18 protein-coding genes are annotated in these 17,028 nt (G+C 64.9%); 12 read left to right on the forward strand and 6 right to left on the reverse strand.

Annotated features, from left to right (window positions below):
- Positions 1-4: 4 nt before the first annotated feature.
- The 3 genes from K3F49_RS19150 to K3F49_RS19160 are packed head-to-tail and all read left to right on the forward strand — an operon-like array spanning position 5 to position 2,645.
- A complete protein-coding gene (locus tag K3F49_RS19150; RefSeq protein WP_234682492.1) occupies positions 5-697 on the forward strand; it encodes a glutathione S-transferase family protein in 693 nt (230 codons plus the stop codon).
- Positions 646-1,815, forward strand: coding sequence for a tRNA epoxyqueuosine(34) reductase QueG (queG, locus tag K3F49_RS19155; protein WP_234682493.1), 1,170 nt, complete (start codon positions 646-648; stop codon positions 1,813-1,815). The genes K3F49_RS19150 and queG overlap by 52 nt, the downstream gene beginning before the upstream one ends.
- Before the next feature lie 32 nt (positions 1,816-1,847).
- Positions 1,848-2,645, forward strand: coding sequence for an acyl-CoA thioesterase domain-containing protein (locus K3F49_RS19160; protein WP_234682494.1), 798 nt, complete (start codon positions 1,848-1,850; stop codon positions 2,643-2,645).
- An 11-nt stretch (positions 2,646-2,656) separates the two neighbouring features.
- On the opposite strand, the gene K3F49_RS19165 is transcribed toward K3F49_RS19160, so the two are convergent.
- Positions 2,657-3,124, reverse strand: coding sequence for a nuclear transport factor 2 family protein (locus K3F49_RS19165; RefSeq protein WP_234682495.1), 468 nt, complete (start codon positions 3,122-3,124; stop codon positions 2,657-2,659).
- Between the two features lie 34 nt (positions 3,125-3,158).
- Positions 3,159-3,971, reverse strand: coding sequence for an alpha/beta hydrolase (locus K3F49_RS19170; protein WP_234682496.1), 813 nt, complete (start codon positions 3,969-3,971; stop codon positions 3,159-3,161).
- Positions 3,972-4,223: 252 nt separating this feature from the next.
- Between K3F49_RS19170 and infC the strand changes: the two genes are divergently transcribed.
- Positions 4,224-4,763, forward strand: a complete 540-nt coding sequence (gene infC, locus K3F49_RS19175; protein ID WP_234682526.1) for a translation initiation factor IF-3 — start codon at positions 4,224-4,226, stop codon at positions 4,761-4,763.
- A 63-nt stretch (positions 4,764-4,826) separates the two neighbouring features.
- Here the strand turns inward: infC and K3F49_RS19180 are convergent, their stop codons facing one another.
- On the reverse strand, positions 4,827-5,225 hold the full coding sequence (locus tag K3F49_RS19180) for a hypothetical protein (RefSeq protein ID WP_234682497.1): 399 nt from the start codon (positions 5,223-5,225) through the stop codon (positions 4,827-4,829).
- Positions 5,226-5,497: 272 nt separating this feature from the next.
- Here K3F49_RS19180 and rpmI point away from each other — a divergent pair, with 272 nt between their 5' ends.
- Together rpmI and rplT are read left to right on the forward strand one after the other, a co-directional pair.
- On the forward strand, positions 5,498-5,698 hold the full coding sequence (gene rpmI / locus K3F49_RS19185) for a 50S ribosomal protein L35 (RefSeq protein WP_008143958.1): 201 nt from the start codon (positions 5,498-5,500) through the stop codon (positions 5,696-5,698).
- Between the two features lie 80 nt (positions 5,699-5,778).
- Positions 5,779-6,138 carry a 50S ribosomal protein L20 gene (gene rplT / locus K3F49_RS19190; RefSeq protein WP_234682498.1) on the forward strand — a complete coding sequence of 120 codons (360 nt, stop codon included), beginning with the start codon at positions 5,779-5,781 and terminating at the stop codon, positions 6,136-6,138.
- An 8-nt stretch (positions 6,139-6,146) separates the two neighbouring features.
- On the opposite strand, the gene K3F49_RS19195 is transcribed toward rplT, so the two are convergent.
- Positions 6,147-6,560, reverse strand: coding sequence for a hypothetical protein (locus K3F49_RS19195; protein ID WP_234682499.1), 414 nt, complete (start codon positions 6,558-6,560; stop codon positions 6,147-6,149).
- 150 nt (positions 6,561-6,710) lie between these two features.
- Between K3F49_RS19195 and pheS the strand changes: the two genes are divergently transcribed.
- From pheS to K3F49_RS19210, 3 genes are read left to right on the forward strand one after another with little or no spacing between them, the layout of a single operon-like run.
- Entirely contained in the window at positions 6,711-7,793 is a 1,083-nt protein-coding gene (pheS, locus tag K3F49_RS19200) for a phenylalanine--tRNA ligase subunit alpha (RefSeq protein ID WP_234682500.1), read from the forward strand.
- On the forward strand, positions 7,790-10,198 hold the full coding sequence (pheT, locus tag K3F49_RS19205; protein WP_234682501.1) for a phenylalanine--tRNA ligase subunit beta: 2,409 nt from the start codon (positions 7,790-7,792) through the stop codon (positions 10,196-10,198). The genes pheS and pheT overlap by 4 nt, the downstream gene beginning before the upstream one ends.
- The gene (locus tag K3F49_RS19210; protein ID WP_234682502.1) at positions 10,195-10,965 is read left to right on the forward strand and encodes a sulfite exporter TauE/SafE family protein; all 771 of its coding nucleotides are present in this window, start codon (positions 10,195-10,197) and stop codon (positions 10,963-10,965) included. The genes pheT and K3F49_RS19210 overlap by 4 nt, the downstream gene beginning before the upstream one ends.
- A gap of 5 nt (positions 10,966-10,970) precedes the next feature.
- Here K3F49_RS19210 and K3F49_RS19215 read toward each other — a convergent pair whose 3' ends face one another.
- On the reverse strand, positions 10,971-12,359 hold the full coding sequence (locus K3F49_RS19215) for a flavin monoamine oxidase family protein (RefSeq protein ID WP_234682503.1): 1,389 nt from the start codon (positions 12,357-12,359) through the stop codon (positions 10,971-10,973).
- A gap of 187 nt (positions 12,360-12,546) precedes the next feature.
- Between K3F49_RS19215 and K3F49_RS19220 the strand changes: the two genes are divergently transcribed.
- The gene (locus K3F49_RS19220; RefSeq protein ID WP_234682504.1) at positions 12,547-13,512 is read left to right on the forward strand and encodes a YiiX/YebB-like N1pC/P60 family cysteine hydrolase; all 966 of its coding nucleotides are present in this window, start codon (positions 12,547-12,549) and stop codon (positions 13,510-13,512) included.
- Between the two features lie 109 nt (positions 13,513-13,621).
- Here the strand turns inward: K3F49_RS19220 and K3F49_RS19225 are convergent, their stop codons facing one another.
- The gene (locus tag K3F49_RS19225) at positions 13,622-13,897 is read right to left on the reverse strand and encodes a metal-sensitive transcriptional regulator (protein ID WP_234682505.1); all 276 of its coding nucleotides are present in this window, start codon (positions 13,895-13,897) and stop codon (positions 13,622-13,624) included.
- Positions 13,898-13,947: 50 nt separating this feature from the next.
- Here K3F49_RS19225 and K3F49_RS19230 point away from each other — a divergent pair, with 50 nt between their 5' ends.
- Together K3F49_RS19230 and nikR are read left to right on the forward strand one after the other, a co-directional pair.
- Entirely contained in the window at positions 13,948-16,401 is a 2,454-nt protein-coding gene (locus K3F49_RS19230; protein WP_234682506.1) for a heavy metal translocating P-type ATPase, read from the forward strand.
- A gap of 55 nt (positions 16,402-16,456) precedes the next feature.
- On the forward strand, positions 16,457-16,903 hold the full coding sequence (gene nikR, locus K3F49_RS19235; RefSeq protein ID WP_234682507.1) for a nickel-responsive transcriptional regulator NikR: 447 nt from the start codon (positions 16,457-16,459) through the stop codon (positions 16,901-16,903).
- The last annotated feature ends 125 nt before the right edge of the window (positions 16,904-17,028 follow it).

The raw sequence follows: 17,028 nt of genomic DNA on the forward strand, positions 1-17,028 counted from the left end.
CTTCATGTTTACGCTGTTTCATCATCCGTTCTGTCCGCATTCGCGCTTCATCCGCCTGATCGCGGGCGAATACGGGCTCGAACTGAAGCTGGCCGAGGAGCGCAGCTGGGAACGGCGCGAGGCATTTCTGCTGCTCAATGCGGCCGGCACGACGCCGGTGCTGGTGGACGACGAGCAGCCGCCGATTCCGGGCGCGGCCATTATTGCCGAGTATCTCGATGAGGCCTATGGCGCCGAGATGGGCCCCAAGCGCCTGATGCCGGAGACGATCGCCGAGCGCGTCGAGGTGCGCCGGCTGATGGCCTGGTTCAACGAAAAATTCTTCGAGGAGGTCTCCCACCCGCTCGTCACCGAGCGCATCTACAAGCGCTTCATGAGCGAGGACAATGGCGGCGGACCGCCCTCACCCGACGTGATGCGCGCCGCCAAGGCCAATGTGCGCTATCATCTCGCCTATATCGGCTGGCTGGCGCAGACGCGTAACTTCCTCGCCGGCGACCGGCTCAGTTACGCGGATCTCGCCGCCGCGGCGCATCTCTCGGCGATCGACTATCTGGGCGACGTGCCATGGAGCGAGGACGACGCGGCAAAGGCGTGGTACGCGCGGGTGAAATCCCGCCCGTCGTTCCGTCCGCTGCTGAGCGAATGGCTGGCGGGCGTGCCGGCGTCGCGGACCTACGTGGACCTGGATTTCTGAACTCCGATCCGACCGAACTGAAGGCGGCGCTGGCACGCGAAGCGCGTGCGCTCGGCTTCGACTGCATCGGGATCACCGAGCCCGGCACGATCGAGAACGCTGGACAGCATTTCCTCGAATTCATCGCCTCCGGCGGCCATGGTGACATGGACTGGCTTGCGAACCAGCCGGAGCGCCGGGTCGATCCGCGCGGGCTGTGGGCCGACGTGCGCAGCGTGATCATGCTTGGCGTCAATTACGGCCCCGACCAGGATCCGCTTGCGATCCTGACACAGCGCACGCGCGCGGCGATCTCGGTCTATGCGCAGGGCGACGATTATCACGACCTCATCAAGAAGCGACTGAAGGCGCTGGCGCGCTGGCTGGTCGCGACCGCACCGAGCGAAGTGAAAGTATTCGTCGACACCGCGGCGGTGATGGAGAAGCCGCTCGCGCAAGCGGCCCATCTCGGCTGGCAGGGCAAGCACACCAATCTGGTCTCGCGCGAGTTCGGCTCATGGCTGTTTCTCGGCGCGATCTACACCACACTCGAACTGCCGCGCGACGGTGCCGAGATCGATCATTGCGGCTCGTGCCAGGCCTGTCTCGACATCTGCCCGACCTCGGCGTTCCCCGCGCCCTACAAGCTCGATGCGCGGCGCTGCATCTCCTATCTCACCATCGAGAACAAGGTGCCGATCCCGCGCGAGTTTCGCAAAGCGATAGGCAACCGCATCTATGGCTGCGATGACTGCCTCGCCGCCTGTCCCTGGAACAAGTTTGCGCAGGAAGGACGCGAAGCAAAACTCGCCGCGCGTGATGAATTGCGTGCGCCCGGTCTTGCTGAACTTTCACGGCTCGACGAAGCCGCCTTTCGCGCGCTGTTCGCGAAGTCCCCGGTGAAGCGGATTGGTCGCGATCGCTTCTTGCGGAACGTGCTGATCGCGATCGGCAACTCCGGCGAGATGGCGCTGGCGGAGGAAGCGCGTCGATTGCTGGCTGATGCGAGCCCGCTGGTGCGCGGGGCGGCGGTGTGGGCGCTGGCGCAGTTGCTGTCGCGGGATGAGTTTGACGCGATGAAGCTGACTGCGGCGAGCAGTGAGCAAGACGAGAGCGTGCGCGAGGAGTGGCGGGCTTGATTTCCCCACCCATTCCTTCAAGGTCGCGCGTCATGAAAAACATGCCTTTCTTCACCCGCGACGGCGATACATTCCATCCGACGGAAGTGGCCAACGGTCCGTGGGATCCGAAATCGCTGCACGGACGCGTCATCATCGGCCTGCTCGGCTTCACCATCGAGGAGCGCCATTCCGGGCCTGAATTCGTGCCAGCGCGGTTGACCGTCGACATGTTTCGGCTGCCGACGATCGACAAGCCGATCGAAGTGACGACGCGGCTGGTCCGCGACGGCCTGCGCATCCGCGTGGTGGAGGCGGAGTTCGTCTCCGGCGGCGTCAGCATGGCGCGCGCCTCGTGCCAGCTATTGCGGCGGACGCAAAACCCCGACGGCAATGTCTGGTCGCCGCCGAACTGGGACGTGCCGAAGCCGGACGATATTCCAAAGCCGACCGATCCCAGGCTCGGCATGAACGGCAAATGGACGACACGGCCGATCGTCGGCCACATGGGCTCGCTCGGACCGCGCCGGCTCTGGATGAGCGAGGTGCGCGAGCTCGTGGCGGGCGTGCCGATGACGCCGTTCGTCCACGTCGCCACCGGCGCCGATTTCGCGAGCCCATTCGCCAATGCCGGCGACAAGGGGCTCGGCTACATCAACAGCGACGTGACGATCTATCTGCACCGTTTGCCGGTGACGAACTGGATCGGTTTCGACGTGGTCAACCACCAGGCCACCGACGGCGTCGCGATCGGCGAATGCTGGCTCTACGACGAGCAGGGCGCGATCGGCACCGCGACGGTCGCAGCACTGGCGCAACGCAAGCCGATGGCGAAGCCACCGCCGCCGTAGGGGCTCTGCCGTCAGCCCAAATGCCGCTTCATCTCCGGCCGCGCCTTCAGTTCCGCACCTTGCTTGCCGACGATCTTCGCAATCCGCTCCGGCGCAAACTTCAGATCGACAAACGCCGGCGCGGTGTTGGCGACCTCGTGATAACCGGCGATCTTGCCGTCGCGCAGCGTCATGATCGCGACGCCCTCGAACATCGCGCGCGCGCCGTTCGCTTCCGGCAGGGTCGATTTGTAGCTGAAGGTGTAGCGCGCATAGAGCGTGGCGCCGTTGCTGACGGGATCATGCATGTCCCAGCGGAAATCCGTCGCCGTGCGATAAAACCAGTCGTCGACCATCGCTGCGATTTTGTCGCGGCCCGCAAACGCGCCATAGAACACGTCGTGATAGACGCCGTCCTCGGTGAACAGGTCGGCAAAGGCACGGCCGTTGCGTTGTTCGACGGCATCACAAAAAGCACGCAGCATCGCGGTGGTGGTCATTGCATTGCCTCCCGGTGTTTCTTGTTGGCCCACTTCACCCGATCTCCGCCACCGCGGCAAGAATGCGCGCGATGTCTTGCGGGCGCGACAGGCGGTGATCGCCGTCCTGGATCATGGTCAGCACGACGTCGTCGGCCGGCAGGCGATGCGTCAGCGCAAACGCATGCTGCCACGGCACGTCGGGATCCTGGGCGCCTTGCAGGATGCGGACGGGGCAACCGAGATCGATGGCGCTGCCGAGCACGAGATGGTTGCGCCCCTCCTCGATCAGCTTGCGCGTGATCGGATAGGGCGTGCCGTCGCCATATTCGGACGGCCGCAGCCAAAACCCCTTGGTCTCGATCTCCTTCTTCACCTCGGGCGAAAAGGTCTTCCACATCAGCTCTTCCGTGAAATCCGGCGCCGGCGCGATCAGAACCAGACCGGCGAGCGAGGATTTCGCTTGCTGATTCTCTTGCTGATTGTCTTGCCGCTTCCTGATCTCGCGCGCGAGCAGCAGCGCCATCCAGCCGCCCATGGAGGAACCGATCAGGATTTGCGGACCGGTGCAGAACCGCTCGAACACCGCGACGCTGTCCTCGAGCCAGCTTCCGATGGTTCCGTTGGCGAAATCGCCGCCGGATTCACCATGACCGGAATAGTCGAACCGGACCGCGGCACGGCCATGCTCGCCGGCCCAGCCGTCGAGCGCCACTGCCTTGCCGCCCTGCATGTCCGACTTGAAGCCGCCGAGCCAGACCAGGCCGGGCCCTTGGCCGGCGCGACGGCGCACCGCGATCCGGCGCGCTGACGAGCCCTCGCCCACATCGATAAAGTCGAGCACGGCATCGGGAAATGCTGGGGTCATGGAACGTTTACTCTGGTTGTGCGGTTTGAGCTGTTCGGGCGCGCCCCGCGACGCAACCCTATGTTGGCATTGTCCCTTTGGGACGCTTGCGGAACAGGGGCAAGGTGTCTATGTCGAGCACCGTGCCGATGGGCGTGGCCAAAATGTCTCGCATTTGAGGGTTTTTCGCCTCTCGCACGAGCGAGTTGCTTGCCGGCAAACGCATCTTCCTTCAAAATAGCCGCTTCCTTCCACAACCTTGGAGAACCACCCATTCGCCGTCCCAATAGAGCCCCGCCCGTTGCCAGCAAAGACGGGCCGCGCATCAATGATGATATTCGCAATGCGCAGATCCAGCTGATCGACCAGACCGGTGACAACAAAGGCACGGTCGAGACGATGATGGCTATCAAGTTGGCCCAGGAAGCGGGCATGGATCTGGTCGAGATTTCGCCAAATGTCAGCCCTCCCGTCTGCAAGATCATGGACTACGGGAAGTATAAGTATTCCGCCCAGAAGAAAGCCGCCGAAGCCCGCAAGCGTCAGAAGACCGTCGAGATCAAGGAGATCAAGCTCCGCCCGATGATCGACGATCACGACTATGACGTGAAGATGCGCGCGATGCTGCGGTTCTTCGAAGAGGGCGACAAGGTCAAGATCACCCTGCGCTATCGCGGCCGCGAAATGGCGCACCAGGAGATCGGCACCAAGCTGCTGGACAAGATCAAGACCGACGTCGCCGAGCTCGCCAAGGTCGAGCAGGACGCCCGGTTCGAGGGCCGTCAGGTCGTCATGGTCCTGGCGCCGCGCTGACGACGGCTCGTTACAGCTGAAATTTTAACGGCCCGTCCGGATCTCCGGCGGGCCGTTTTGTTTTCAGGTCCGCGTCGCCTGCCAGGTGCCGCTGCACTGGTCACCGGAAATGATGCCCTTCCACGAGCCGCCCCCGGCCGCGCCGCCAAGCCGGCCACCGCCGCTGGCGTGGGAGGCGCCGACCGAGACCTGGACCGCAACGGCCCCGCCACGATTGACCCTGCCGGACACCCGGCCGCCGCCGGCGGACGACACCCGGCTGCCGGTCACGGTGAAGGGGACGCTGTAGCCCGAGCTGCAATTGCCGCGGGTGGTGGCGAAGGTGACATTCCAGACGCCGTCATAGCCGCTGATGCGGGCATCGGCCGTCGACGGGACGGCGGTGGCAGCGAGCATGGCGAACAGCGCCAGGTGGCGCGGACGGGCGACGACAGACAAGAGCGATTGGGAAAAATGGGCCATTTTGGTCCTGCTCCGGACGGGACGGCGTGAACAATGAGGTGGTAACCCCCAATAGTCGGCGGCCAGGTTCTGGCGGTTCATCGTTGCCAATTGGCTCGTCCTCTGCCATAAGGCCGACCTTCATCGCCCGGCTGATTAAGGGCTGCCGTGGCGGTGTTCTGTGCGGGTTTCTCGCTTGTTCGCAAAACCTGAGCACAATCAACGCTCTAACGAGCATTTTTGACGGCCAGCCGCCTTCGCGGGCGGAACTCTGTGGCCATTAGGAGAGCCAAATGCCCAAGCTGAAGACCAAATCGGGCGCTAAAAAGCGCTTCAAGGTGACTGCCACCGGCAAAGTGATGTTCGCCCATCGCGGCAAGCGTCACGGCATGATCAAGCGGACGAAGAAGCAGATCCGTCAGCTCCGCGGCACTGCTGTGCTGTTCAAGACCGACGGCGACAACGTCAAGAAGTACTTCTTGCCGAACGCCTGATCGCGTCCACGATCATTGCCATCCGCGTCGCGTCTTTCGCGGCGATCCGAAAACCAAGTCATCTCTGAAGGATTTTTGTCATGTCTCGCGTCAAACGCGGTGTGACCGCTCACGCCAAGCACAAGAAAGTCTACAAGGCCGCCAAGGGTTTCCGCGGCCGCCGCAAGAACACGATCCGCACCGCCAAGCCGGCCGTCGACAAGGCGATGCAGTACGCCTTCCGTGACCGCAAGCGCAAGAAGCGCACCTTCCGCGCGCTCTGGATCCAGCGCATCAACGCTGCCGTTCGTCCGTTCGGCCTGACCTACAGCCGGTTTATCGACGGCATGGCCAAGTCGGGCATCACGGTCGACCGCAAGGTGCTGTCGGATCTCGCGATCAACGAGCCCGCGTCGTTCCAGCTGATTGCCGAGAAGGCCAAAGCTGCGCTCGCAGCCTAAGGCCTGCGCTAGCGGGCCTTCCGGCCCGCAGCCTTCAGCGCGCGTTGCGAGTAACGCTGGGCGACCTCCGCCCGGCAGAATGCCATGAACGAGAGATACATGGTGCCGGACTTGTTCCGGTACTTGCCGTCGCACACCCGCATCTCGCGTTTGTAGGCCTGCCTCTCGGCGGCGTTGAGGCCGGGCTTGAAATCCGCCTCGCATTTCTTCTCGACGGCGGCACCGAGCTCGACGTCGCCGCTCGCGGTCAGCTCGCAATCCCTGAAGACCTTCATCGCGCTTTCGCAACTCTTCTGGGCGCTGATGGTGTCGGCGACCTCGTCCAGCGTCATGGATTTGTCCATGCAGACCATGGCGCGCGCCGGGTGGGCTGCGACCGACAGAACGATGGCGAGAGCGGCCAAGCAGGATTTCGAAAGCATCGCAAAGGTCTCCTCGTATCCCCTTGGTGCCCGGCCCCCGCGCGAGGTTCAACCCAGCTGGTCCTACGCCCGAAATGACCGGCTTTTTGCTTGACGTTACGGCCTTCGGGCGGCGACAACCCAGCCGAATTTGGCAGCAAGGATTTGACTGTGTCCGACCTCGCAACGCTCGAAACATCCATCCTCGACCAGATCGCCGCCGCCGGCGATGAAGCCGCGCTCGAAGCGGTGCGCGTCGCAGCCCTCGGCAAGAAGGGCTCGATCTCGGCGCTGCTCGCCACGCTCGGCAAGATGTCGCCCGACGAGCGCAAGACGCAAGGCGCCGCGATCAACCAGGCCAAGGACAAGGTCACCGAGGCGCTCGCCGCACGGCGCGACCTGCTGAAGTCCGCGGCGCTCGATGCGCGGCTGGCGTCCGAGACCGTCGACGTGACCTTGCCGCTGCGCGATGCCCAGGCCGAAGCCGGCCGCATCCATCCGTTGAGCCAGGTCTGGGACGAGCTGACCACGATCTTCGCCGACATGGGATTCTCGGTCGCCGAAGGTCCTGACATCGAGACCGACGATTACAACTTCACCAAGCTGAATTTTCCGGAAGGCCATCCGGCGCGCGAGATGCACGACACGTTCTTCTTCCATCCGAAGGAGGACGGCTCGCGCATGCTGTTGCGCACCCACACCTCGCCGGTGCAGGTGCGCACCATGCTCACCCAGAAGCCGCCGATCCGCGTGATCTGCCCGGGCCGTACCTACCGCATCGATTCGGACGCGACCCACACGCCGCAATTCCACCAGGTCGAAGGCCTCGTCATCGACAAGCACTCGCATCTCGGCCACCTCAAATGGATCCTGCACGAGTTCTGCAAGGCGTTCTTCGAGGTCGATCACATCAACATGCGCTTCCGCCCGTCGTTCTTCCCGTTCACCGAGCCGTCGCTGGAAGTCGACCTGCAATGCCGCCGCGACAAGAACGAGATCCGCTTCGGCGAGGGCGAGGACTGGATGGAGATCCTCGGCTGCGGCATGGTGCACCCGAACGTGCTGCGCGCCTGCGGCATCGATCCCGACGAGTACCAGGGATTTGCCTGGGGCATGGGCATCGACCGCATCGCCATGCTGAAATACGGCATCGCCGATCTGCGCCAACTGTTCGACAGCGACGTCCGCTGGCTCAACCATTACGGCTTCAAACCGCTCGAAGTGCCGACACTTGCCGGAGGGCTGAGCTCGTGAAATTCACCCTCTCCTGGCTGAAGGATCATCTCGACACCGACGAGCCCCTGGAAAAGCTTGCCGACAAGCTCACCATGATCGGGCTCGAGGTCGAGAACATCGAGGACAAGGCGAGGGCGCTGAAGCCCTTCAGCATTGCGAAGGTGATTTCGGCCGAGCAGCACCCCAATGCCGATCGGCTGCGCGTCTGCATGGTCGACACCGGTGACGGTGGCGCGGCGGTGCAGGTCGTGTGCGGTGCGCCGAATGCGCGCGCGGGGCTCGTCAGCGTGTTCTCGCCGCCCGGCACCTACATTCCCGGCAAGGACATCACGCTCGGCATCGGCACCATCCGCGGCGTCGAGAGCCGCGGCATGCTGTGCTCGGCGGCCGAGCTGCAGATCTCCAACGACCACGACGGCATCATGGAATTGCCGGCGGACGCGCCGATCGGCGCCGGCTATGCCGAATGGGCAGCCCTTGGCGATCCCGTGATCGAGATCAATCTGACGCCGAACCGGCAGGACTGCACCGGCGTGCACGGCATCGCGCGCGACCTCGCCGCCGCCGACATGGGCAAATTCAAGGACGCCGCGATCAAGCCGATCAAGGGCGAATTCCCCTGCCCGGTGAAGGTCACGGTCGAGGACACCGCGCTGTGCCCGGGTTTTGCGTTGCGCCTCGTGCGTGGCGTGAAGAACGGCCCGTCGCCGGAATGGCTGCAGAAGCGACTGACCGCGATCGGGCTGCGCCCCATCAATGCGCTCGTCGACATCACCAACTTCATGACCTACGACCGCGCGCGTCCGCTGCACGTGTTCGACGCCAGGAAGGTGGTGGGCAATCTCGTGGTGCGCCGCGCCCGCAGCGGCGAGGCGCTGCTCGCGCTCGACGGTCGCGCCTACAATCTCGATCCCTCGATCTGCGTGATCGCGGACGAGCACGGCGTCGAGTCGCTCGCCGGCATCATGGGCGGCGAAGCCTCGGGCTGCGACGAAAACACCACAGATGTCCTGATCGAATCGGCGCTGTGGAACGAGATCAACGTCGCCCAGACCGGCCGCAAGCTCGGCATCAACTCCGATGCGCGCTACCGCTTCGAGCGCGGCGTCGATCCGGCCTTCATGGTGCCGGGACTGGAGCTCGCCACCAAGCTGGTGCTGGAGCTGTGCGGCGGCATGCCGTCAGAGAACGTCGTGGTCGGCAAGACTTTCGGCGACGATCGCGTGATCGATTTCCCGCTCACCGAGGTCAAGCGTCTCTCCGGCATCGAAGTGCCGCAGGTCGAGATGAAGCGTATCCTCTCCCATCTCGGCTTCATGATGGCGGGTCCGGGTCCCGTCGTGAAGGTCGCGGTGCCGTCGTGGCGCTCCGACGTGCATGGGAAGGCCGACATCGTCGAGGAAGTCGTCCGCATCTACGGCGTCGACAAGGTGCCGATGACGCCGTTCGAGCGCGGCGAGGACGCGCGCAAACCCATGCTGACACCGCTGCAGCTTCGCACCCGCCGCGCGCGGCGCGCGCTCGCGAGCCGCGGCATGACCGAAGCCGTGACGTGGTCGTTCATCACGAAGCCTGCAGCAAAACTGTTCGGCGGCGGCCAGCGCGAGCTCGAGGTCGCCAACCCGATCGCCGCCGATCTTTCCGACATGCGGCCGAGCCTGCTGCCGGGCCTGGTCGCAGCCGCACAGGCCAATGCCGACCGCGGTTTTGGCGACGTCGTGCTGTTCGAGGTCGGTCAGGTGTTCAAGGGCGATCGCCCGCAGGATCAGTTCATGGCGGCGAGCGGCGTGCGCCGCGGCCTTGCGTCGCCGGACGGATTGGGACGGCACTGGTCGGGCTCGGCGCAGGCCGATGTGTTCGACGCCAAGGCCGACGCGCTCGCGGTGCTGGCAGCCGCCGGCGCGCCGATGCAGGCGCTCCAGATCGTCGCCGGCGGTCCTGCCTGGCTGCATCCGGGCCGCTCCGGCACGATCCAGATCGGTCCGCAGAACGTGCTCGGCACTTTCGGCGAGATGCACCCCCGCGCGCTGGAAGTGCTCGGCGCCGACGGCCCGCTTGTCGTGTTCGAGGTGATCCTCGACCGCATTCCGGAGGCCAAGAAGAAGCCGACTCGCGCCAAGCCGTTGATCGAGCTCTCGACATTCCAGCCGGTGTCGCGCGACTTCGCCTTCATCGTCGATCGCGCCTTGAAAGCCGGCGACATCGTGCGCGCCGCGCAGGGCGTCGACAAGAAGCTGATCACCGGCGTCAACGTGTTCGACGTCTACGAGGGCAAGGGCATCGACGACGGCAAGAAGTCGATCGGCATCGCGGTGACGATCCAGCCGCGCGAGAAGACGTTGACCGATCAGGAGATCGAGGCCGTCGCCGCAAGGATCGTGGCGGAGGTCACGAAGAAGACCGGCGGCACGTTGCGGGGATGAGCTTTACGGACTTCCTTCCCAAGGACGTCAGCCTCACCATTGCGATGGCGCTCTGCGCCATCGCTTTCGTTTCGGGCACCGCGCGCGGTTTCTCCGGCTTCGGCTCCGCGCTGATCTTCATGCCCCTGGCGAGCAGTATCGCCGGGCCACGGCTGGTCGCCGCACTTCTGCTCGTCATCGATTTCGTCGCGGCCGCACCGCTGCTGCCCGACGCGTGGCGAAAGGCCGACCGCAAGGCGACCGCCGTGATCGTGCTGGGCGCACTGGTCGGCGTGCCCGTCGGCACCTATTTCCTCAGCGTGCTCGAACCCGTCACCACGCGCTGGATCATCTCCTGCTTCGTCGCCGCGCTTCTTCTGCTGCTGCTGTCGGGCTGGCGCTATCGCGGCAAGGACCACGCCTGGCTCTCGGTCGGCATCGGCGGCCTCTCCGGCTTCTGCAGCGGACTGGCGCAGACCGGCGGGCCGCCGATTGTCGGCTACTGGCTCGGCCGTCCGATCGAATCGATCGTGGCGCGCGCCAACATCTTGCTGTTCTTCGGCGCCTCGGATTTCTTCTCGATGGTCAGCTATGCCACGACGGGCCTGATCTCGCGCGAGTCGCTGCTGCTCTCGCTCATCGTCGGCCCGGTCTACGCGATCGGCGTGGCCTTCGGCGCCTCACTGTTCGGCCGCGCCAGCGAAGCGGTATTCCGCGGCATCTGCTACGCGTTGATTGCGATCGCGGTGATCGCCGGACTGCCGGTGCTGGACGGTATTTTGCGCTAGTTCGCCTACGGCCGCGGCGCGCGACGCCGCTTCGTCGACGGCCTCGGCACCTCGGCCGGCTCATCCTTCAGCGCACCGATCTTGCGGAGCGCGGCGTCCGCGGCGCGCTCGCCGCTTTCCCAGGCGCCGTCGACCGTGCCCCAGAGCGTCTCGTGCGTGGCTTCACCGGCGAGGAACATGTTGCCGATCGGCTCGGTCAGGACTCTTCGCGACAACTGCCCGCCGGGGGAGGCTGCCGACATCGCGCCCATCACATAGGGTGACGCGTTCCAGCGCGTCACGGCGGTCTTCTGCACATTCGCAGCCACCTCGCTGCCGAACAGCTTGGTAATCCACTCCTTCGCGAAGGCCGCCATCGCCTTCTCGCCCTGCTCGGAGAGATCGCGGCCGAACGAACCGCCGACGTCGATCGAACACAGCGAGGATCCCCCGATATTGGCGAACATCAGTGCGGTGCGCGTGGAGTTGCTCTGCTCGATCAGGATGTCGTCGCGCGACAGCCCGAGCGGATTTCCCGGCAGCTGCAGCACGATGTGATCGTAGCTGCCAAGACCGAGCTTCGACGCGGCATCGAGCGTACGCTTGGGGATGTCAGGCGCGAACTTGATCGCGCCGCTCGTGAGCACGTTGGTCGAGACGGTGATGATGGCGGCGCGCGCGGCGATCTTGCCTCCTGGCGTCTCCACGCTGACGTCGCGATTGCTCCACACAATCCGGCTTGCCGGGGTCGAAAGCACGACGGGCGCCTGCTCGCCGAGCTTGGCTATCAAGGTGCCCAGACCCTGGCGACAGGCGATCGGGGCGTTGCGATCCTGCGCACGCGCCTTGTCGATCGCCGACAGCTCTTTCAGGTCTTTGCCGGCGAAGCTCGCACCGAGCACGAACTCGGCGGCGCCCGCCCAATCGCCGAGATCCTTTGGCAGCACCGACCCGCAGGACGTATCGAGCTTGCCGCGCGCGGCCTCGTCGATGGCACGGTTGGCGCGCACCAGCGCGGCCAAAAACTCCTCGGTCTCGCCCGCGCGCGCATTGCGGCGGCCGATGCGCATCTTCTGGCCCGACGGTGCCGGGGAGACATCGAGCCCGGCACTGCGCGCGAGCCGGATCATCGGGTTGGTGTCGGGATTGTGCATCCAGCGCGCGCCACGATCGAACGGCACGTCGAAGGTGGTGCTGTCGGTCATGCAGCGCCCGCCGATTTGCGACGCCGCCTCCACCACGACGACCTTGCGATTGGCCGCCATGACGCGCCGCGCTGCAGCGATGCCGGCCGCACCCGCGCCGATCACGACAATGTCAGCCTCGCGCGGCAGCGGTGCGGCAGTTGCGCCCAGGACCGGCACTGCGGCAAAGGCTGCCGACGCCGATAGGAAGCCGCGGCGCGTGATTGTCATGGCATGGTTTCCGGGGACTTGCGACGAACGGGAACAGCCCACGAACCTTGCCGCATCTGATGTTGCACAGCAACCATCATGGTGAATCAATCGTGCGCGACCTCACAGACCCATGAACCGAATTGCAACAGGTTTCGACCATGATACAGATGGAAAAAAAGACGGCCAGAAAGGCCCGGGGGAGTTCATGGGGACGGTTCTAGATTCAGTCGGCAAGGTGATAGCCGCGTACCTCTCGAAGGAGGTGCCGGGCTACGAGCCGTTCACGCCGAGCGATCCCGAGCACCTGCGCGGCGTGATCCAGCCCGGCGACGTGATGCTGGTCGAAGGCAACAACCGCATCTCCGGCATCATCAAATATCTGACGCAGTCGACCTGGTCGCATGCCGCGCTCTACGTCGGTCCGGTCGAGGGCGCACAGGAGCCCGACGGCGAGCCGCATGTGCTGATCGAGGCCAATATCGGCGAAGGCGTCACCTCCGCGCCGCTGTCGAAATATTTTCCCTATCACACCCGCGTGTGCCGCCCGGTCGGGCTGTCCTATGAGGACCGCACCACGGTGTGCCGCTATGCGATCAACCGCATCGGCTTCGGCTACGACACCAAGAACATCATCGACTTGATGCGTTTCCTGTTTCCGCTGCCGATCCCGCAGCGCTGGCGGCGGCGCATGATCGCGATCGGCTCGGGCGATCCGACCAAGATCATCTGCTCGGCGCTGATCGCGCAGGCGTTCGACGCGGTGCGCTATCCGATCCTGCCGAAGATCACCAAGGCCGGCAGCCGCGCCGCCCGCCGCGAGATCCTGCACATCCGCGATTCCTCGCTCTATATGCCCCGCGACTTCGACATCTCGCCCTATTTCGAAGTGGTCAAACCCACCATCGTGCATGGCTTCGACTACACAGCCTTGCACTGGGCCGACAAGCAAAAGCCGCTCGAGGAGGTAGCGGGCTCATTCGGTGTGTTTCCAGAAACGCTCCGTGCGCCGCCGCTCGTTCCTGAAGCGATTGACGAAGAGGCGCCGGCTTCGGCTAAGCAAGTAAGCGCGCAACCTGCGGAGATAGACGTCACCTCTTCCGAGCATTTTGTACTGCTGAAAGAGCTCGCGATGTGTCGCGCGCAAAAGCAGACGCAGGAGATCGCGGCTTAAGGCATCACTCTCGCCACCGTCATTGCGAGGAGCGAAACGACGAAGCAATCCAAACTGTCACTATGGTGGGATTCTGGATTGCTTCGCTGCGCTCGCAATGACGAAGAACCTACCGCTCGGCCCGCCCGATCACCGCCATCAGCTCCGCGATCTTCTCGCGCTGATCCGACTTGTCGCCGCTGGCGATCGCGTGCTCGACGCAATGGGCGACGTGATCCTTCAAGACCTCTTCCTCGACCCGGCGCAGCGCAGCGCGCACCGCCGAGATCTGCGTGACGATGTCGATGCAGTAGCGGTCATCCTCGACCATTTTCGAGAGGCCGCGAACCTGGCCCTCGATCCGGCCGAGACGTTTTCCGACGGATGCCTTGATGTCCTTGCGCATGACGCCTATATACCCCTACCGGGTATAGGTTACAAGGCCGGAGCGCAGGAATGAACGACGCGGACCACAGCCATCATCACGACGGGGACAGGCATTCCGGATGCGGCTGCGCCGCCAAGACCGCGGCGCCCGCTAAGAAGCCTGCGGCTTCGTCCTGCTGCGGCGGCCACGGCGATCACGCGCATCACCACGCCCATGACCTTGGTGCAGCCGCGACGAAGGTCCTCGATCCCGTCTGCGGCATGACGGTCGATCCCGCGACCTCCAAGCACCGCTTTGAGCATCACGGCGAGACCTTCCATTTCTGCTCGGCCGGCTGCCGCACCAAGTTCGCAGTCGATCCTGCGAAGTATCTTGCAAAAGAAAACGCGCCCGAGCCGGAGATGCCGGCGGGCACGATCTACACCTGCCCGATGCATCCGGAAATCCGCCAGGTCGGACCCGGCAGCTGCCCGATCTGCGGCATGGCGCTGGAGCCGGAGGTCGCGAGCCTGGAGACCGGGCCCAATCCGGAACTCGCCGACATGACGCAGCGGTTCTGGATCGGCGGCGCGCTGGCGCTGCCGCCTGTGGTGCTGGAGATGGGGGGCCATCTCGCAGGTCCACACAACTGGATCGACCCGACTTTGTCGAACTGGATCCAGCTCGTTTTCGCCACGCCCGTGGTGTTCTGGGCCGGCTGGCCATTCCTGGTGCGCGGCTGGCAGTCGCTGCTGACGCGCAACCTCAACATGTTCACGCTGATCGCGATGGGCACGGGCGTTGCCTATGTCTACAGCCTGATCGGCACCATCGCGCCGCAGATTTTCCCTGCCACGTTCCGCGGCCATGAGGGCGCAGTCGCCGTCTATTTCGAAGCTGCCGCGGTCATCACCGTCCTGGTTTTGCTCGGGCAGGTTCTGGAGTTGCGCGCCCGCGATGCGACCTCGGGTGCGATCAAGGCGTTGTTGCAGCTCGCCCCAAAGACCGCGCGGCGCGTCGATGCCGATGGCAACGAACACGAAGTCGAGATCGATACGCTCCATGCCGGAGATTCCTTGCGCGTACGTCCCGGCGAGAAAGTGCCGGTCGACGGCGTCATTCTGGAGGGACGTTCCTCGCTCGATGAATCGCTCGTGACCGGTGAATCCATGCCCGTCACCAAGGAGGTTGGCGCCAAGGTGATCGCCGGCACGCTCAACCAGTCGGGCAGCTTCATCATGCGCGCCGACAAGGTCGGGCGCGAGACGCTGTTGTCGCAGATCGTGCAGATGGTCGCCGACGCGCAGCGCTCGCGCGCGCCGATCCAGCGGCTGGCGGACCATGTCGCCGGCTGGTTCGTGCCGACCGTCATCGCCGTTGCCATCGTTGCGTTCGCTGCCTGGGCCTGGTTCGGGCCGGAACCGCGGCTCGCCTTCGGCCTCGTCGCCGCCGTCAGCGTGCTGATCATCGCCTGCCCCTGCGCGCTGGGGCTGGCGACCCCGATGTCGATCATGGTCGGCGTCGGCCGCGGGGCGCAGGCCGGGGTGCTGATCAAGAACGCCGAGGCACTGGAGCGGATGGAGAAGATCGACACGCTGGTGGTCGACAAGACCGGCACGCTGACCGAAGGCAAACCCAAGGTGGTCGCGATCGTGCCTGCGGCCGGCTTTGCCGAGGATAATATCCTTCGGTTTGCAGCGAGCGTCGAGCGCGCCAGCGAGCATCCGCTCGCCGACGCGGTCGTGCGCGCGGCCGAGGAGAAGCAGCTTGGCCTCGGCCAGGTCGAGCAATTCGATTCGCCGACGGGCAAGGGCGCGACCGGCAAGGTCGACGGCAAGGTCATCGTGCTCGGCAACGCCAAATATTTCGCTTCGATCGGCATCAATACCGAGCCACTCGGCGCGGAGGCTGAGCGGCTGCGTGGCGACGGCGCCACCGTCATCAACATGGCGATCGATGGCAACCTCGCCGGCCTGTTTGCCATCGCCGACCCGATCAAGGCTTCGACCCCGGAGGCGCTGAAGGCGCTCGCCGCCGAAGGCATCAAAGTCATCATGCTGACCGGCGACAACCGCACCACGGCCGAAGCCGTCGCGCGCCGGCTCGGCATCGCCGATGTCGAGGCCGAGGTGCTGCCGGACCAGAAGAGCGCGGTGGTGACGAAGCTGCAAAGGGCCGGCCGCAGCGTCGCGATGGCCGGCGACGGCGTCAACGACGCACCGGCGCTGGCGGCAGCCGAGGTCGGCATTGCCATGGGCACGGGCACGGACGTGGCGATGGAAAGCGCCGGCGTCACGCTGCTGAAGGGTGATCTCACCGGCATCGTCCGTGCGCGAAAGCTGTCGCAGGCGACGATGAGCAACATCCGGCAAAACCTGTTCTTCGCCTTCATCTACAATGCCGCCGGTATCCCGATCGCCGCCGGCATCCTCTATCCCGCCTTCGGCGTGCTGCTGTCGCCGATCATCGCGGCGGCCGCGATGGCGCTGTCCTCGGTCAGCGTGGTCGGCAATGCGCTGCGGCTGCGCGCGACGCGGCTGTGAGGGTGACGAAATCCGTGTAGAACAGGTTCGTTCGGCGGTACGCGGAGGAGACCTGATGCAGCGGATTACCATCACGATCGAGGACGATTTGCTGGCGGAGATCGACGCCGCAGCCGAAGCCCGCGGCTATCAGAACCGCAGCGAAATCATCCGCGACCTCGCCCGCGCCGGGCTGCAGCAATCGAGTGAGAACACGGCACAGAGCGGCCCCTGCGTCGCCGGTCTCGTCTATGTCTACGACCACGCGGCGCGCGATCTCTCGAAGCGGCTGGTGCAGGAATTCCATGGCCATCACGACCTCGCGCTGGCAACGCTTCACGTCCATCTCGACGACAACAATTGCATGGAGATGACGGCGCTGAAGGGCGATGCCGCAGAGGTCAGGCACTTTGCCGATCGCATCATCGCCGAGCGCGGCGTGCGCTATGGACGTGTGGTGATGATCCCGACCGGAGAGGGCAAGCCGGCCAAGGTGCGGAAGCACGGGCATCGGCATGAGTAGGCCTGCCGCGTAGACGGTGCAAACCCTCGCCCCTTGTGGGAGAGGGTGGCTCGCCGCAAAGCGGCGAGACGGGTGAGGGGTATCTCTCCACGATTCCAACGCTCATTTGAATTCGCGGATAGACA

This window comes from Bradyrhizobium monzae (assembly GCF_021458635.1).
Taxonomy (GTDB): domain Bacteria; phylum Pseudomonadota; class Alphaproteobacteria; order Rhizobiales; family Xanthobacteraceae; genus Bradyrhizobium.

Coding starts and splice junctions, on each gene's coding strand:
- K3F49_RS19150 (WP_234682492.1), top strand. CDS start 5: ATGTTTACGCTGTTTCATCATCCGTTCTGTCCGCATTCGCGCTTCATC.
- queG (WP_234682493.1), top strand. CDS start 646: ATGGCTGGCGGGCGTGCCGGCGTCGCGGACCTACGTGGACCTGGATTT.
- K3F49_RS19160 (WP_234682494.1), top strand. CDS start 1,848: ATGAAAAACATGCCTTTCTTCACCCGCGACGGCGATACATTCCATCCG.
- K3F49_RS19165 (WP_234682495.1), bottom strand. CDS start 3,124: ATGACCACCACCGCGATGCTGCGTGCTTTTTGTGATGCCGTCGAACAA.
- K3F49_RS19170 (WP_234682496.1), bottom strand. CDS start 3,971: ATGACCCCAGCATTTCCCGATGCCGTGCTCGACTTTATCGATGTGGGC.
- K3F49_RS19180 (WP_234682497.1), bottom strand. CDS start 5,225: ATGGCCCATTTTTCCCAATCGCTCTTGTCTGTCGTCGCCCGTCCGCGC.
- rpmI (WP_008143958.1), top strand. CDS start 5,498: ATGCCCAAGCTGAAGACCAAATCGGGCGCTAAAAAGCGCTTCAAGGTG.
- rplT (WP_234682498.1), top strand. CDS start 5,779: ATGTCTCGCGTCAAACGCGGTGTGACCGCTCACGCCAAGCACAAGAAA.
- K3F49_RS19195 (WP_234682499.1), bottom strand. CDS start 6,560: ATGCTTTCGAAATCCTGCTTGGCCGCTCTCGCCATCGTTCTGTCGGTC.
- K3F49_RS19210 (WP_234682502.1), top strand. CDS start 10,195: ATGAGCTTTACGGACTTCCTTCCCAAGGACGTCAGCCTCACCATTGCG.
- K3F49_RS19215 (WP_234682503.1), bottom strand. CDS start 12,359: ATGACAATCACGCGCCGCGGCTTCCTATCGGCGTCGGCAGCCTTTGCC.
- K3F49_RS19220 (WP_234682504.1), top strand. CDS start 12,547: ATGGGGACGGTTCTAGATTCAGTCGGCAAGGTGATAGCCGCGTACCTC.
- K3F49_RS19225 (WP_234682505.1), bottom strand. CDS start 13,897: ATGCGCAAGGACATCAAGGCATCCGTCGGAAAACGTCTCGGCCGGATC.
- K3F49_RS19230 (WP_234682506.1), top strand. CDS start 13,948: ATGAACGACGCGGACCACAGCCATCATCACGACGGGGACAGGCATTCC.
- nikR (WP_234682507.1), top strand. CDS start 16,457: ATGCAGCGGATTACCATCACGATCGAGGACGATTTGCTGGCGGAGATC.